General features: G+C 59.5%; 11 protein-coding genes. 8 read left to right on the top strand and 3 right to left on the bottom strand.

Features of this window, described 5'->3' with window-relative positions:
* Positions 1-3 precede the first annotated feature (3 nt).
* The 6 genes from fdhD to RS897_RS29200 all read left to right on the top strand — a co-directional run bounded on the left by fdhD (position 4) and on the right by RS897_RS29200 (position 10684).
* Complete coding sequence (gene fdhD, locus RS897_RS29175; protein ID WP_315832165.1) at positions 4-825, top strand: formate dehydrogenase accessory sulfurtransferase FdhD; 822 nt, start codon at positions 4-6, stop codon at positions 823-825.
* Positions 815-1036: a formate dehydrogenase subunit delta gene (locus RS897_RS29180; protein WP_315832166.1), complete on the top strand. Its 222-nt coding sequence runs from the start codon at positions 815-817 to the stop codon at positions 1034-1036. The genes fdhD and RS897_RS29180 overlap by 11 nt, the downstream gene beginning before the upstream one ends.
* A gap of 62 nt (positions 1037-1098) precedes the next feature.
* Positions 1099-2751 carry an OFA family MFS transporter gene (locus tag RS897_RS29185; protein ID WP_315832167.1) on the top strand — a complete coding sequence of 551 codons (1653 nt, stop codon included), beginning with the start codon at positions 1099-1101 and terminating at the stop codon, positions 2749-2751.
* A 504-nt stretch (positions 2752-3255) separates the two neighbouring features.
* On the top strand, positions 3256-4500 hold the full coding sequence (locus RS897_RS29190) for a BaiN/RdsA family NAD(P)/FAD-dependent oxidoreductase (protein WP_315832168.1): 1245 nt from the start codon (positions 3256-3258) through the stop codon (positions 4498-4500).
* 611 nt (positions 4501-5111) lie between these two features.
* Complete coding sequence (locus RS897_RS29195; RefSeq protein WP_315832169.1) at positions 5112-5939, top strand: hypothetical protein; 828 nt, start codon at positions 5112-5114, stop codon at positions 5937-5939.
* A gap of 266 nt (positions 5940-6205) precedes the next feature.
* Complete coding sequence (locus tag RS897_RS29200; RefSeq protein ID WP_315832170.1) at positions 6206-10684, top strand: beta strand repeat-containing protein; 4479 nt, start codon at positions 6206-6208, stop codon at positions 10682-10684.
* Here RS897_RS29200 and RS897_RS29205 read toward each other — a convergent pair.
* Complete coding sequence (locus tag RS897_RS29205; protein WP_315831529.1) at positions 10644-12440, bottom strand: IS1634 family transposase; 1797 nt, start codon at positions 12438-12440, stop codon at positions 10644-10646. The genes RS897_RS29200 and RS897_RS29205 overlap by 41 nt on opposite strands.
* A 92-nt stretch (positions 12441-12532) precedes the next feature.
* Here RS897_RS29205 and RS897_RS29210 point away from each other — a divergent pair, with 92 nt between their 5' ends.
* Together RS897_RS29210 and RS897_RS29215 are read left to right on the top strand one after the other, a co-directional pair.
* A complete protein-coding gene (locus RS897_RS29210; RefSeq protein ID WP_315832171.1) occupies positions 12533-13000 on the top strand; it encodes a matrixin family metalloprotease in 468 nt (155 codons plus the stop codon).
* A 92-nt stretch (positions 13001-13092) separates the two neighbouring features.
* A complete protein-coding gene (locus tag RS897_RS29215; protein ID WP_315832172.1) occupies positions 13093-13911 on the top strand; it encodes a sulfotransferase family protein in 819 nt (272 codons plus the stop codon).
* Positions 13912-14303: 392 nt separating this feature from the next.
* Here the strand turns inward: RS897_RS29215 and RS897_RS29220 are convergent, their stop codons facing one another.
* Entirely contained in the window at positions 14304-14522 is a 219-nt protein-coding gene (locus tag RS897_RS29220) for a hypothetical protein (RefSeq protein ID WP_315832173.1), read from the bottom strand.
* A gap of 5 nt (positions 14523-14527) precedes the next feature.
* Positions 14528-15031, bottom strand: a complete 504-nt coding sequence (locus RS897_RS29225; RefSeq protein WP_315832174.1) for an MFS transporter — start codon at positions 15029-15031, stop codon at positions 14528-14530.
* Between the last annotated feature and the right edge of the window lie 6 nt (positions 15032-15037).

Below are 15037 nucleotides of genomic sequence, written 5' to 3' on the forward strand. Positions count from 1 at the left end.
CCATTGGCTGACACCGTTCATATCGCTCATCGGCAAATCTGGCGGGAGAACGGTGGTTTCAGCGCGGGCGACCGTGCCATCCCGGAAGAGACGGCCATTGCCCTGTCTTATGACGGCGGTACGTATGCCGTCATGATGGGAACACCGACCGATCTGGAAGATTTCGCGGTCGGATTCAGCCTGTCCGAGGGGGTCGTCGACCGCAAGGACGACATTGTCTCGATCGATGTCGTCGTTCTCGACGACGGCATCGACGTGCAGATGTGGCTGGAATCGTCGCGGGCGACACGACTGGGCGAACGGCGCCGGCATATCGCGGGACCGACCGGCTGCGGTTTGTGCGGCATCGATTCGATTGCGGAGGCGGTTCGGCCCGCGGCCATTGTCGGGCAGGGGCTTCACGTGGCGCCGCACCAGGTCATGACCGCGATGCAGGCCTTGTCGCCACTGCAGAAACTCAACATCGAAACGCGTGCGGTCCATGCCGCCGCATTCTGGCATCCGGAGCGCGGCATTGTTGCGCTGCGAGAGGATGTCGGCCGGCACAATGCGCTCGACAAGCTTGCGGGTGCCCTGGCGCGCCAGTCGATGCCGGCTGCGGATGGTGTGGTGCTGCTGACCAGCCGCGTGTCGGTGGAGATGGTGCAGAAGACAGCGGCGATGGGGGCGTCCGTCATCGTCTCGGTGTCGGCGCCAACAGCGCTCGCAGTGCGAATGGCCGAGGCGGCCAATATAACCCTTTGTGCAATTGCCCGGGCCGATGGCTTCGAGGTATTTACCCATTCACAGCGTATTACGGCGGGAGCCTCAACCGATGTCGCCTGACAGGCTGATCTACATGGCCAATCAAATTGGCGCTTTCTTCAAGAGTCAGGGCGAGGCCAAGGCGGTTCCGGGCATTGCCGACCACATCAATAAATTTTGGGATCCTCGAATGCGCTCCGCGATCCTGGCGCATTGGGAGGCAGGGGGCGAGGGGCTGGATCCACTCGTTCGCACCGCAATGTCGGCGCTGAGGAGACCAGGGACGCACTAACACCAACTGGCTGCAGACCGCCCACAAAAAACAAAGGGTGGCTGTCATGGGGAATAAAATCGATGGCTTCTCTTGAAAACACGGGGACGATGTCCGGTGCGGGCGTCGGCATCCTCGATCGCGAACGCATCATTGCAACCGCGGGCTTCAACCGGTGGCTGGTGCCGCCGGCGGCGCTCTGCATTCATCTCTGCATCGGCATGGCCTACGGCTTCAGCGTGTTCTGGTTGCCCCTGTCGCGTGCCGTCGGCCTGAGCGCGCCGAAGGCGTGCCCGGACATGACGATCGTGCAGGAGCTGTTCACCACCACCTGCGACTGGCGCGTGGCCAGTCTGGGGTGGATGTACACCCTGTTCTTTGTCATCCTCGGCCTCTCCGCCGCGCTGTGGGGCGGCTGGCTGGAGCGGGCCGGTCCGCGCAAGGCGGGCGTCGTTTCGGCGTTGTGCTGGTGCGGCGGCCTCGTGCTGGGATCGATCGGCGTCTATACCCATCAGCTCTGGATTCTCTGGCTGGGTTCCGGCGTGATCGGCGGCGTCGGTCTCGGCCTTGGCTACATCTCGCCGGTGTCGACCCTGGTGAAGTGGTTCCCGGATCGCCGCGGCATGGCCACCGGCATGGCCATCATGGGCTTCGGCGGCGGCGCCATGATCGGCGCGCCGCTGGCCGACATGCTGATGAACTACTTCAAGACCCCGACCTCGGTCGGTGTCTGGGAGACGTTCCTCGCCATGGGCGCAATCTACTTCGTGTTCATGATGATCGGCGCGTTCCGCTATCGCCTGCCGCCGAGCAACTGGAAGCCGGACGGCTGGACCGCGCCCGCCGAAAACAAGAGCATGATCACCACGCATCATGTGCATCTCAACAACGCGCACAAGACGCCGCAGTTCTGGCTGATCTGGTGGGTGCTCTGCCTCAACGTGTCGGCCGGCATCGGCGTGATCGGCATGGCGTCGCCCATGCTGCAGGAAATCTTCGCCGGCTCCCTGCTGGGATTGCCGGACTTGAAGTTCAACGCGCTGAGTGGTGAACAGAAAGTCGCCATCGCGGCGATCGCGGCCGGCTTCACCGGTCTGATCTCGCTGTTCAACATCGGCGGCCGTTTCTTCTGGGCGTCGCTGTCGGACTATATCGGGCGCAAGAAAACCTACTTCACGTTCTTCTTGCTCGGCATTGCGCTGTATGCGCTGGCTCCGACCGCCGCGACCATGGGATCGAAGCTGCTGTTCGTCGGCGCGTTCTGCATCATCCTGTCGATGTATGGCGGCGGTTTCGCCACCGTGCCGGCCTATCTCGCCGACATGTTCGGCACCCAGTTCGTGGGCGCGATCCACGGCCGGCTGCTGACGGCGTGGTCGACTGCCGGCATCATCGGTCCGGTGGTGGTGAACTACATCCGTGAAGCGCAGCTCGCCGCCGGCGTGCCGCGCGACCAGCTCTACAACACCACCATGTATATTCTCTGCGCCATGCTGGTCGCCGGGTTGATCTGCAACTACCTGATCAAGCCGGTCGATCCGAAGTGGTACATGAGCAATGAAGAGGTCGCCAAGCTGCAGGCCGCGACCAAGGGCGCGACATCAGGGCCGTCCGGCTCGTTCGGCATCGGCAAGGGCGGTTTCGATGCGCCCGCGCTGCTGTTCTGGGCCTTTGTCGGCGTCCCGTTGGCCTGGGGCGTCTGGATCACACTGAAGAACGCGATGCGGATCTTCTGATCGTCCGGAAAATCCTGGTTGTGATGTGAGACTTCACGGGGCGGTGGCTTGTGCCACCGCCCCGTTGTCGTTGCAGCCGAGATCGTCGCAACATACTCAGTGTCGTCGTCCGGCTCGACCGGACGACCCAGTAGGCGACGCGGCCAATGGTTTGAACGTTGAAGCAAAAACGGCAGGGCGGTGACCTCCGTCGTATCCGCATATGTCCTGGGATACTGGATCGCCCGGTCGTCGCCGGGCGATGACACCGAGAGTGCGGCGGCCTCTCGACTCGCAAAACACGCTTGGCTTTCTGACGGGCGCGGAAAAAAGTTGACCACATCATCCATAGGTCCACCCCTTGCGGCGTAACGCCAAATCGCTGATGCTCGTTACATTCGCAAGAGACTTGCCTTCAAGCGCCTGACGGAGCGGGCGGCGGGGGCTTGCTGCGAAAAACCTGCTTGGCTTCGGCGCCGTGCCGGTCGATAACGCGCACACCATGATGTCTGATGCGCGCTCCTGATGCCCAGCCCTTCGCTCAACGTCGCCGTTATCGGCGCCGGTCCCGCCGGCCTGATGGCCGCGGAGACGCTGGCGAACGGTGGTGCGCGCGTCACCGTCTACGACCACATGCCGTCGGCCGGGCGCAAGTTCCTGATGGCCGGGCGGGGCGGGTTGAACCTGACCCACAGCGAGCCACTGGACCGGTTCATGGCGCGGTACGGGGCGGCGGAGCCATGGCTGCGCGAGACCATTGCGCGGTTTTCACCTGACGATCTGCGCGCCTGGTGTGAAAGTCTGGGACAGCCGACCTTTGTCGGCAGCAGCGGTCGTGTCTTTCCGAAAGCGCTGAAAGCGTCGCCGCTGCTGCGCGCCTGGCTGCGTCGTCTCGATCAGGCGGGCGTCCAGATCGCGCTGCGGCATCGGTGGACCGGCTGGGCGCCGGATGGTGCGCTGGTGTTCGACAGTCCCGGCGGTCCCGTGCCCATCGCCGCCGACGCCGTCGTGCTGGCGCTGGGCGGCGCGAGCTGGCCGCGGCTCGGTTCCGATGGCGGATGGTCGGCGTTGCTGCAGGCGCGCGGCGTGGAGGTCATGGCGCTGCGCCCGGCCAACAGCGGCTTCCTTGTCGCCTGGTCGCAGATGTTCCGCGATCGTTTCGAGGGTAGCCCGCTCAAGGGCGTAGCGCTCGAATTCGGCGCGCGCACCACGCGCGGCGAGATCATGGTGACCCGCGATGGCCTCGAAGGCGGCGGCATCTACGCGCTGTCGTCGGTGCTGCGCGAGGAGATCGCGCAAGCCGGATCGGCTCTGCTGAAGATCGCGCTGCGCCCGGATATCGCAACATTAGATCTCGTCAGACGGCTGTCCGGTCCCCGCAACAAGCAATCGCTATCGACCTTTTTGCGCAAGGCGACAGGGCTGTCGCCTGTTGCCATCGCACTGCTGCAGGAGAGCGCGATCACGGATGGCCGCAGTCTCTCGGCGCTGTCGCCGGTGGAACTGGCCGAAACCATCAACGCCGTCCCGGTCCGGCTGACAGGCACGGCATCGCTGGCGCGCGCGATCTCGACGGCCGGCGGCATCGCATGGAGCGAGGTCGACGACAGCTTCATGTTGAAACGTCTGTCCGGTGTGTTCGTCGCCGGCGAAATGCTCGACTGGGAGGCGCCGACAGGCGGCTATCTGCTGCAGGCGTCGTTTGCGACGGGCGTGGCCGCGGGGCAGGGTGCGTTGGGGTCGGCCCGTTGTGAAAAGCATGACGATTGAGTGACACCAAGAGTTTGATGTGCGGCGGAAACTCAATCGCGGTGGATTCACGAACAGATCATTGGTGCTCGATACTGCAGAGCTGAATTTTGCCAAGTGTAGAGAAATAGTCGGTGGCTTGGTTCTCTGCGAAGGGCATCCGCCGTAGAAAAATTTGCTTACAGTTGTCTCACCGATCAATATTTCGAGAGACCGTAGATATTTCGAAATGCGGGTGCATCGCGGGGTTGCAAATTGCCGCAGGCACATGCTCAACTGCGACAATAAGTCATGTTGCCTTTGTCTGTGACTCAAAAGCGCAGGTTTTTTCATGTCGCAACGCAACTTTAAGAGTTTGAACAGCGGGTGGAACCACGCGTCAGCGTCTAGCTGACTGGCGGCAGCGGCTGTCTAAGCTATCTTTCATCTCCTCAGCATTGCTTGTCGGGGTCAGTCGAATGCTTGGCGTTCGCCGGCTATCGAGGTCGCGGATTCTTTGCGGCTTCGTTAGTCTGTGCGCTTTTGTTACAGCGCTCACGACAGAAGCATTGCATCGAATCCGGGGATGGTAATGTTCATCGGTCTCTCGTCGACGCCGGGATTCTATTCAGATAACCGAGGCCGCTTCAATCATGAGAGCACGTAGCGCGCACATCAATCTCGCACAATTCGTGAGTGCCCTGTTTTTTGCTTGCTGCAGTCAGATTGCGACGGCCGCCGAGTCGTCATTCTACTCGCAATGCCACAAGTTGCTTCCGGTCGCGAACGAATTCGCCCGCGAATGTCAGCAGCGAGCTCGCTCCTTTTCGCGAACATTCTATCCGGGGGGTGGAACGAGGGGCGAGGTCGAATCGTACAGCACCTACTTCCGACCTCTCGATGCTCCCTCTCATTTTGTCCTGGGGTGCGTGCTCGACTTCAAGCACAAGATCAATTTCGCGGGCCTTTACTACACGGCGCAGCCTTTGGATATGTCGCACTTTGACGAATACAAGATCGTTTTTGTCTCTCCAGACGACGCTGTTGGGCTGGAGATCGAGGGTGTTCAAAACACGCTCGTCCCCGTCAGGCAATTCGTCACCGACATCGTTCCTCCGCGTTTGACCGGCCGACCGAAGAATTGCGAGGAACATATTGTCGAAACGACGAAGGAAGCGGTTGCGACGGGTTACGAACGCATACGGCAATTAGCCGATAACAAGTTCGAAGTTTGCCATGGTATTGGCGGCGATAACTATTGCGCGCGGCATGAATACTCATTCTTCGTCGAGAAGCACCAAGCTCCTGTCGTTTATATTTTTGACCTCGACAGCCTATTTTTTATCGACGGCAATGGAGCATTCATCGCGAAAGAGAAATTCTACAGTTCATCGTGTAGATGGAAAAAAGATTCAACATCAGTCATCAACGTTATCCATGAAATGTGCGCGCGTCCAAATCAGTCAACCGAGGAAAAGTAAATGGCAAACGGTGCTCTGATTCCTGTTGTGCTTCCGAACTACAATGTCGCTTCCGATGGGGCGTCGATCGGTTTCGGGCACGCCGCGTTCATACTTGTGCTATCCGATGGATCGGCGACCTACTACGAGTACGGGCTGTATGCTAACAGCGCGCAAAATGCCCCCTTCTTAGCGGCGGTAAACCCCAACGGGGCTGGCGCCGTTAGGCGGTTGCCACTTGAGGGCCTTTGCAATTTGATTCACAAGGAAACGTAACGCAGGCCTCTTTGAAAACCGCTCTGGACCAGGTATTCGGATCGAGTGGGCTGTATACGACTGACACAGGCGAAGCGATTGCGACTTCGTTCAGCCTTTCTCAACAGCAGGTCGACAATGTGCAAACTTTCATTGCTTCACAGCTTACGGCAATTAGCAGTGGTCAGGAGTCGTATAGTGTCAGGAACAACAACGATTGTCTGAGTTTTGTCTACAACACGGCGACTGCGGCGAATGTCACGGTCAGTCCGTCCCAAAATAGCTCGTTGCCAGAATGGCCGGTCATGGCGGGATCTGACACTCTTGGTCAAGCCGGCACGGGGTATCAGTACTTTGGCCCAAACTCGGTCTGGCATGCGAATGATATTCAGCCCATCACCAGCGCCGCAAATAACGGCGGGGCTGTCGGCGTGGTCAACTCCGACAGCGCGATAGATGAGGTGGTGCAGGATGCAAGAGCAATACGAACGACCTCCGGAAGTGTGTATAATGCATTGAGTGCTGCTGGGCAGTCGCTGATAAATTATATTGGAGCCTCGATAATCACTCCGGCAAAGGGTGAGGACAGTATAAGTGTAACAAATAACGGCGCGACTGTTTCAGACGGCTCTGGTGACTCGGCCGTCTTTTTGTTCGGTAGCGGGCAGGACTATTCGAGTGCCGGCAATCAGATGGTTTTCGATGTATCGGGAGGAAACACCGTCTCGATTGGCCCCAGTGGGACAATAGCTGTTTTAGGGAATAACGAGACTGGTGGGCCGGATGTTCTGAGCGTTGCAAATGCCTCTGTAATTTTAGGCGATAGCAGTGCGACCGTTACTGGTGACAGCAATAAGGTTTTCGGCAGCGACGGCTCTGCTATCACAGTGGCAGGCAATAACGCGACTGTAGTTCTCGATGCCGACAGCGGTTCGACGCTGAATGTGTCCGGGAGTAGCGAGACGGTTAATGCAATTGGCGACACGATCGCTCTGGGCAATAGTACCGGTGCGGCTATTACTGGCAGCAGCGACACCATCGGTATCGGAACTAACAGCTCGGTAACGATGAGTGGCAGCAACAATAGCCTAAACCTCAACGGGACGGATTATGTCCGGATCAACAACGGCTCCGGTAACGTCGTCAACAATGACAGTGCCACCACGATGACCAGCAATGGTCCGGTCGGCGATATCGTCGATCTCGCCAGCAATACCTCGACGACGATCAACGGCAGCGGCGGCTATTTCGGTGTGCTCGGCACCAATGTCACGGTGAACGCATCGGGGGATTCTGCTGCGACGCTCAGCGGCGTTTCATTTGCCCTCAACGGCAGCGGCGATTCGATCACGTTGGGTGCCCACAGTTCGGTCACGGAAAGCGGCAGCAACGACACCCTGAGCCTCAACGGGTCGGACTATGTCCGGATCAACAGCGGCTCCGGCAATGTCGTCAACAATGACAGCGCCACCACGATGACCAGCAATGGTCCGGTCGGCGATATCGTCGACCTCGCAAGCAACACCTCGACCACGATCAACGGCAGCAGCGGTTATTTCGGTGTGCTGGGCACCAATGTCACGGTCAACGCATCGGGGGAGTCGGCTGCGACGCTCAGCGGCGTTTCATTTGCCCTCAACGGCAGCGGCGATTCGATCACGTTGGGCGCCCACAGTTCGGTCACGGAAAGCGGCAGCAACGACACCCTGAGCCTCAACGGGTCGGACTATGTCCGGATCAACAGCGGCTCCGGCAATGTCGTCAACAATGACAGCGCCACCACGATGACCAGCAATGGCCCGGTTGGCGATATCGTCGATCTCGCCAGCAACACCTCGACGACGATCAACGGCAGCGGCGGCTATTTCGGTGTGCTCGGCACCAATGTCACGGTCAACGCATCGGGGGAGTCGGCTGCGACGCTCAACGGGGTTTCATTCACCCTCAACGGCAGCGGCGATTCGATCACGTTGGGTGCCCACAGTTCGGTTGCGGAAAGCGGCAGCAACGACACCCTGAGCCTCAACGGATCGGATTATGTGCTGGTCGAAAGCGGCTCCGGCAACGTCGTCAACAATGACAGCGCCACCACGATGACCAGCAATGGTCCGGTCGGCGACATCGTCAATCTCGCAAGCAACACCTCGACGACGATCAATGGCAGCAGTGGTTATATCGGAGTTCTCGGCACAAATATTTCCGTCAACGCATCGGGGGAGACCGTTGATACGGCGAGTGGCGCCTCGTTCAATCTTGCAGGCGGCAACGATATTGTTGGTCTCGGCGGCACGGGCGACTATCTCGGGCTGCTCGGCGGCGCGGGCTATTCGGTCAGCGGCGGCGGTGAGACGATCGCGACCCTGGCCAACACGAGTTTCAACCTGTCCGGCGGCAACGATACCGTCAATCTCGGCGGCACGGGCGACTATCTCGGGCTGCTCGGCGGCTCGGGTTACTCGGTCAACGGCGGCGGCGACACGATCGCGACCCTGGCCAACACGAGTTTCAACCTGTCCGGTGGCAATGATACCGTCAACCTCGGCGGCACGGGCGACTATCTCGGGCTGCTCGGCGGCTCGGGCTATTCGGTCAGCGGCGGCGGCGACACGATTGGGACCCTGGCCAACACGAGCTTCAACCTGTCCGGTGGCAACGATACCGTCAACCTCGGCGGCACGGGCGACTATCTCGGGCTGCTCGGCGGCTCGGGTTACTCGGTCAACGGCGGCGGCGACACGATCGCGACCCTGGCCAACACGAGCTTCAACCTGTCCGGTGGCAATGACACCGTCAACCTCGGCGGCACGGGCGACTATCTCGGGCTGCTCGGTGGCTCGGGCTACTCGGTCAGCGGCGGCGGCGATACGATCGCAACTTCAGCCAATACGAGCTTCGTTGTTTCGGGGGCCAATGACACCTTGGATCTCGCGGGCAACAGCACGGTCACGGTGAGTGGAAGCAGCGACACGATCTACGTCGACGGGACGGGCGATACGGTTAATGCTTCAAATGAGGTGGTTGTTGTCGGCTCCAATGAAAGCGTGACGGTGGGCGGAAGCGGAGACACGATCGACGTCGGGGGAACTGGAGATAGCGTGATCGCCTCGGGTGACTCGATCGTGTTTGGCGGCAACAACCTTAGCGAAACGATCTATGGCAGCGGCGACAATATTTATGGAGGCAGCGGCGAGACGATCTACGTTACCGGATCGAACGATATCATTACGGCTAGCAATGAGACCGTTCACCTGGGCGATAATACCACCGCCACGATTACAGGAAGCGGAGACACGATCATCGCTGGAAGCGGCGATACGATCTATGCCGGGAGTGGCGACACGATCAATGCCGGGAGCGGAGATGCGATCAATCTGTCCGGCGGCGGCGATATCGTTAACGGATCAAACGACACCGTGACCATTGGCAACAATTTATCGGAGACGATCAATGGTGCCAGCAACACGATCGACGGTGGAGCCGGCGACACCGTAAACGCCTCGGGAAACAGCGATAGTCTGTATTTGGGAACTGGCGCGACGATCAATCAGAGCGGCTTGTCCGAAGCGGATCATGTTACAGATGCTCACATCAATTATGGCACAGGCAACACCACCGCAACCATCTATGGTGCAGCCAATTACATCGATGCTTCGGGGGACACGATCTGGGCAACTGGAGAGGGGAGCAAGTCCTCTGAAATCTTTACCGGAGGAAACGGCCACGACGTTATTCACATTGAGGCAGGAACGGTCGGCGACATATTCGACAGTCATGAGACCGCGATAACTGGTGGATCTGGCAGTGAGATTTATGTCACCGGATCGTACGATCCGATCTACGCGCAGAATGCGACGATCGATATTTATGGAACTAATGACGAGCTATTCGGGTCTGATGACGCGGGCACCGGCTGGTCCGCGGAAGAGACGGGATACTATGATGGATACGAACTGGCCAGCTCTGCCTACGCAAAGCCGCCTGGATCCTCGATCGACGTCGTCGCACAGTATGACCGCGCTTATGGAAACAACGCTGCCGCGGACGCAGCCGAGCGGGCGCGCTGGCAGGCCTACCAGAGCGCAATTGCGCCGTTGTCTGCGGCAGGGGGCGGAAATGTGGTGCTCGAAGGCGCCTTGTGGGATCACAAGGTCATTACCTGGAGCATTGCCAATGGCCCCGGCCCCGACGCATCGCCCTTCAGTTCTTCCATGGACGCGCAATACCAGGCGACCATTGCCAAGGCGTTTGCCGTCTGGTCGGCCGTTACGGGATTGACATTCGAAAACGTCGACGACGCGAGCACATCCGATATCCGTATCGGTTGGGGCGATTTGCAAACACCAACATCAGGCGTTCTCGGCAATACGAGTTTCCGGGCGCAAGGCGGCTCAATTCAGCCCGGTGCCGTCATTAGCCCGTCTTCGCGGATTGGCGGGTTTTTGAAGGGTCGACATCAGCCAGATCAATGGCTTAGCTCGAAAGGTCTTCACTACAGCGGCTGGCTTGGTTGACGGCGGCTGTGGTGATCCTGGGCGGCGGTTGCGGTGGCAGCCGGAGCTTCAGCCGATCAATCAGGAGCTGCAGTTCCGGTTCGGGATGGGTGTAGCGGGTGAGCAGGATCTCGCGCCCATCTGTGGTCGGCAGATGGACGTCGATCATCTGGATGGCGGCGAACTTTTCGAGCGCGCGACGTGCGGTCAAGCCCGATGCGAGGGCATGAAGCCGGCGCGTCAGCGTGACCTGCATGCAGTAGGCCAGGAAGGCGATGAAGATGTGGGCCTCGATCCGGACCTCGTCTTGATGGAACACCGGACGAATCGCCAGGTCGCCCTTGAGATTGCGGAACGCTTCTTCGACGGCAACGAGTTGGACGTAGTATTGCCAGAGCTGGGCGGGGTCATTGTCGGCGAGGTTGGTGCGCAGCAGATAACGGCCTTCGCGACGTCGGGTCTTTCTCAATCTGTTTCGATTGAGTGCGAAGCTGAAGCTCGGGCGCTGCTTGTCGATCTCGATATCGACCAGACGCCAGGCCGCCGGCGCTTTGGATCGCGCGCCGCCAAGCTTCATCAGCAATTCTTCGCGCGTGATCTCCATCGCATCGATTTGCCTGAGCCGTTTCCACAACCACTTCAGCTGCCGCCGGCGCATCGCGCGTTCCTTACTGATCCGATCGGCGCTTTGAGCGAAGACGTAGAGCTCACCGTCCTCGGACAACAATTTGACCTGCACGCCCTCCCGCGCGTCCTGCCAGGGCTTGTCCAGCAGATGCTTCTCCAGCCGGTTCAGGCGTCCCTTCGGCGTACCGACCAGATATTGCACTGGCGGATCGCTGTGGCGCATTTCGGCCAGCACGGCCTCGGTCGGCACGCCACGATCCATCACCCAGACCCGGCGCGCCTTGCCGTATTGCTGCTCGATCTTGGCAAGGAACATCCGCAGTGTCTTGTTGTCAGCGGTGTTGCCGGGCAGCACCTCGTAAGCCAACGGCAAGCCATCGGGCGTCACCACCAGCGCGATTACCACTTGCGGGCAATCCGGCCGCTTGTCGCGGCTGTAGCCGTGGCGGCGCTTGCTGCCTTCCGGCAAGTCCGATGCGTTGACCTCGAAGTAGCTGCTGGTCAGATCGTACAGCAGCACGTCGAAGTCGGCATTGAACAAATCGCGCCAACGCCCGACCAGATGCGAGAATAGCGCCTCCTTATGCGCGAGCAGCAGATCGTGGCAGGCATAGAGTTTGTGCTCTTCCGCGAGGCCGAAGTCTGCTCCCAGAAGATCGGCCATTGCGCTCTGACCGAACCATTGCCGATGCAGCCGCCACTCGCTGCCCGGCGCGATCAGCCGGTAGGTTGCCAGCACCTGCAGGATCTGGTCCCACCTCGTCTTCTTGCGGCTTGGCGGCAGCCGCTCTGCCCAGAACCAATCGAGCTGAAGCTCCTGCCACAACTGTCCGGCCAGCCAGCAGGCGCCCCATTGCCGCGGACGTCGAAGCTGCATCTCGGACAGGCGTAGCTGGACGATCGACGCATCGCCCGCGATCGCCTCGCATCGATCTTCCGGAAACAGCGACAACGTTCGCGCATGTCCGGCGTCTTCGTCGAGCACGTCGATCGCCTTGCGCCACGCCGCTGCCTGCGAGGAATTGATCTCACCGAGATACAGCACATGCCGCTGCACCACTCGCCCGTTATCGAGACGCTTGTTCTCGACAACGTTCCAGTAGCTGTGCGTCTTGCCGTTCTTCTTTCGCTCGGTGCGTCGCAGGAACATGGCGCTGCGAATCTATCCGCACCGTCACGTCATTGGGAATCCGGTAGGTCTTCACTACAGCCGTTTTCGGCCGATTCCGGACACCTCACCCTTTGCAGATCAAAGACTTAACTCGCCAAAAAATCGCAAAATCGCGATTTTCCAGCGCGAATCCGCGAACTCGGGTTAGGTTGGAAGATCCTGCCGATGATTCATTTGTCGCGGGGAGCGACGGCAGTTTGAACTATTCCGGCACCGATGCCACTCTCGATCAATTACTTCTTCACGAGATCGGCCATGCCCTCGGATTGGCCGACAATTCCGACCCGAATTCGATCATGTACGACGCGGCGACGGCGAACAATCGAACGTTGGATCAGAACGATCGAATTGGCGCACAGCTGCTGTACCCCACTGCCAACTCTCTTGATGCCCAGATCCTCCGATTGGTGGCAGCCACGGCGACGAACTTCGACAATTCTGGAGGCTTCGGAGCCTCGGGCGCCATTCCGATGGATCCGACTGCGGTAGCCAGCAGCAGCCAAACGGCCTTCAGCCTGGCTCAACATGTAACCCACTAATCGATGCACAAGCCGAAAAGGAGAACGAATAGCCATTCTCGCATGGCTTGATCTCATGCAACGGCACACCGCGTGAAAGTGAACATGGACACATGATCTCAAAAATTCACTTTATCTCCGGATTGCCCCGCTCCGGCTCGACAATGCTTGCCGCGATACTCCAGCAGAATCCGATAATTCATGCGTCGGTGACCAGTCCGCTGTCAATGCTCTGCGGCGTGATGCAGGAAGCTATCAGCGACAAGAATGAATTCAGGAGTCAATTCGACGATGCGCGGCGCGAAGCGCTCCTGAGTGGGGTGTTTTCTTCCTACTACCACGATCTGCCGAAAAACAAGCTGATCATGGATACGAATCGCGCATGGACAGGCAAAATGGCCTTGTTGGCCAGGCTGTTTCCCGCGTCACGGGTGATCTGTTGTGTGCGAGAGGTCGGATGGATCATCGATAGCGTCGAGAGGATGCTCAACAAAAACCCGACCCAGCTGTCCGGCATGTTCGGTTTCAAGCTTTCGCAGTCGGTTTATTCTCGCGCGGATTCGCTGATGAATTCCAACACGGGTCTCGTCGGCAAGACGTGGAGCACGCTTCGGGAAGCCTGGTTCGGCGAGCACGCCGCAAACTTGATCATCATTCGTTATGAGGTGTTGGCTCGCGATCCAAGGAGTTCAATCAAGCGCCTCTATTTTGAGCTCGGGGAGGAACCCTTCGATCATGACTTTTTTGGTCTTGATCTCGAGGAGCCGGAATACGACGCGCACCTTGGAATGCCCGGGCTCCACACGGTTCGACAAAATGTGGAATACGTGCCTCGCCAGGCCTGCATTCCTCCTGATCTTTTCGCGAAATATGCGGACACGGGTTTTTGGTCGAAGCCGGAGCTGAACCTCCGATCGGTCACTGTTATCTGAACGAATGGATCAGCAACGATGAGTGTTCCGACAGGAATCCCGGCCGGCATTCGACGGGTTTTCGGCTGCTGATCTACGTGCCTGGCTGGGGCGCCTGGACCAGGCCAGCGTAGCACCTAAGCGCTGTCGGCGTTTCTGCGCAAGGCTTGGGGCTGCCGTCGGTTGCGATTGCGCTGCTGCCGGAGAGCGCGATCGCCCACGGCGAACTTGCTGAGCTCATCAACACGGTGCCGGCAGCGCCGACGGGGGCTATCTGTTGCAGGCCTCTTTCGCGACGGGGATGGCGGCGGGCAGGGGCGCGCTGGCGTGGTGCGATCGGGCGGGGTCGTTGACAGGGTGATGATCGGTCTGCTGGTGAACTCTGCTCACCACCCGTCTTGATGCGATCACGTTCAAGCTGCCTCTGGAGGCAGGTCAAACTGGTCTTGAATGCGAAAACCTGTGACCTGCAACAGAGCGGCATAAACGGTGTAGAACAGCATGATGATGAAAAGCAGGGACCAGATTCGCGAGAACTTGGTCCGTTCGCCAGCATGATGATGTGCCGCAACTAGCTTTTCGGTCCGTGCCAGCCCCCACATTGCTACCAACGTAGCGATTGCGAGGATCATCGCGATTACGAGGATGGGATGAACGGCCCCAAGCTCGCGGTAGCGCCAGCGATGCCGGGGGCCGCAACCAAACCGAGCGCAAAACCCGCACCCATCTGAGCCAAAGCAGCAGTGCGATGCTCGTGCGCCATTGTATCGGCAATGTAGGCTTGCGCCGTGGGAAGAATGGCGGCGGCGAATAGGGAAAGCCCCATCCTTCCTACCACAAGACCGAGAAAGGTTGCCGTGGTGGAAAGCTCATCGCTAAGCCGAAGGACTATCACCAAACCAAATGCAATCGTCGAGGCGGCCGCCGCGATCGGGGACAGAACGATGGTCTGCTTTTGACCGATCCTGACATTCAGTCGTCCCCACAAGGGGCCTGTCAGAACGAAAACGAGCGCAGCGGGAGCGACCACCAATCCAAGCTGAATTCGCTTAATCCAAGCGATCGACCGATTGCGGGAAGGATAGCGAAAACGAAGGAAACGCTCGTCGCAATCGCAAAGACTGCCAGAAAGATCGACCATGCAGCC

It is taken from the genome of Bradyrhizobium prioriisuperbiae (assembly GCF_032397745.1).
Taxonomy (GTDB): Bacteria; Pseudomonadota; Alphaproteobacteria; order Rhizobiales; family Xanthobacteraceae; genus Bradyrhizobium_A; species Bradyrhizobium_A prioriisuperbiae.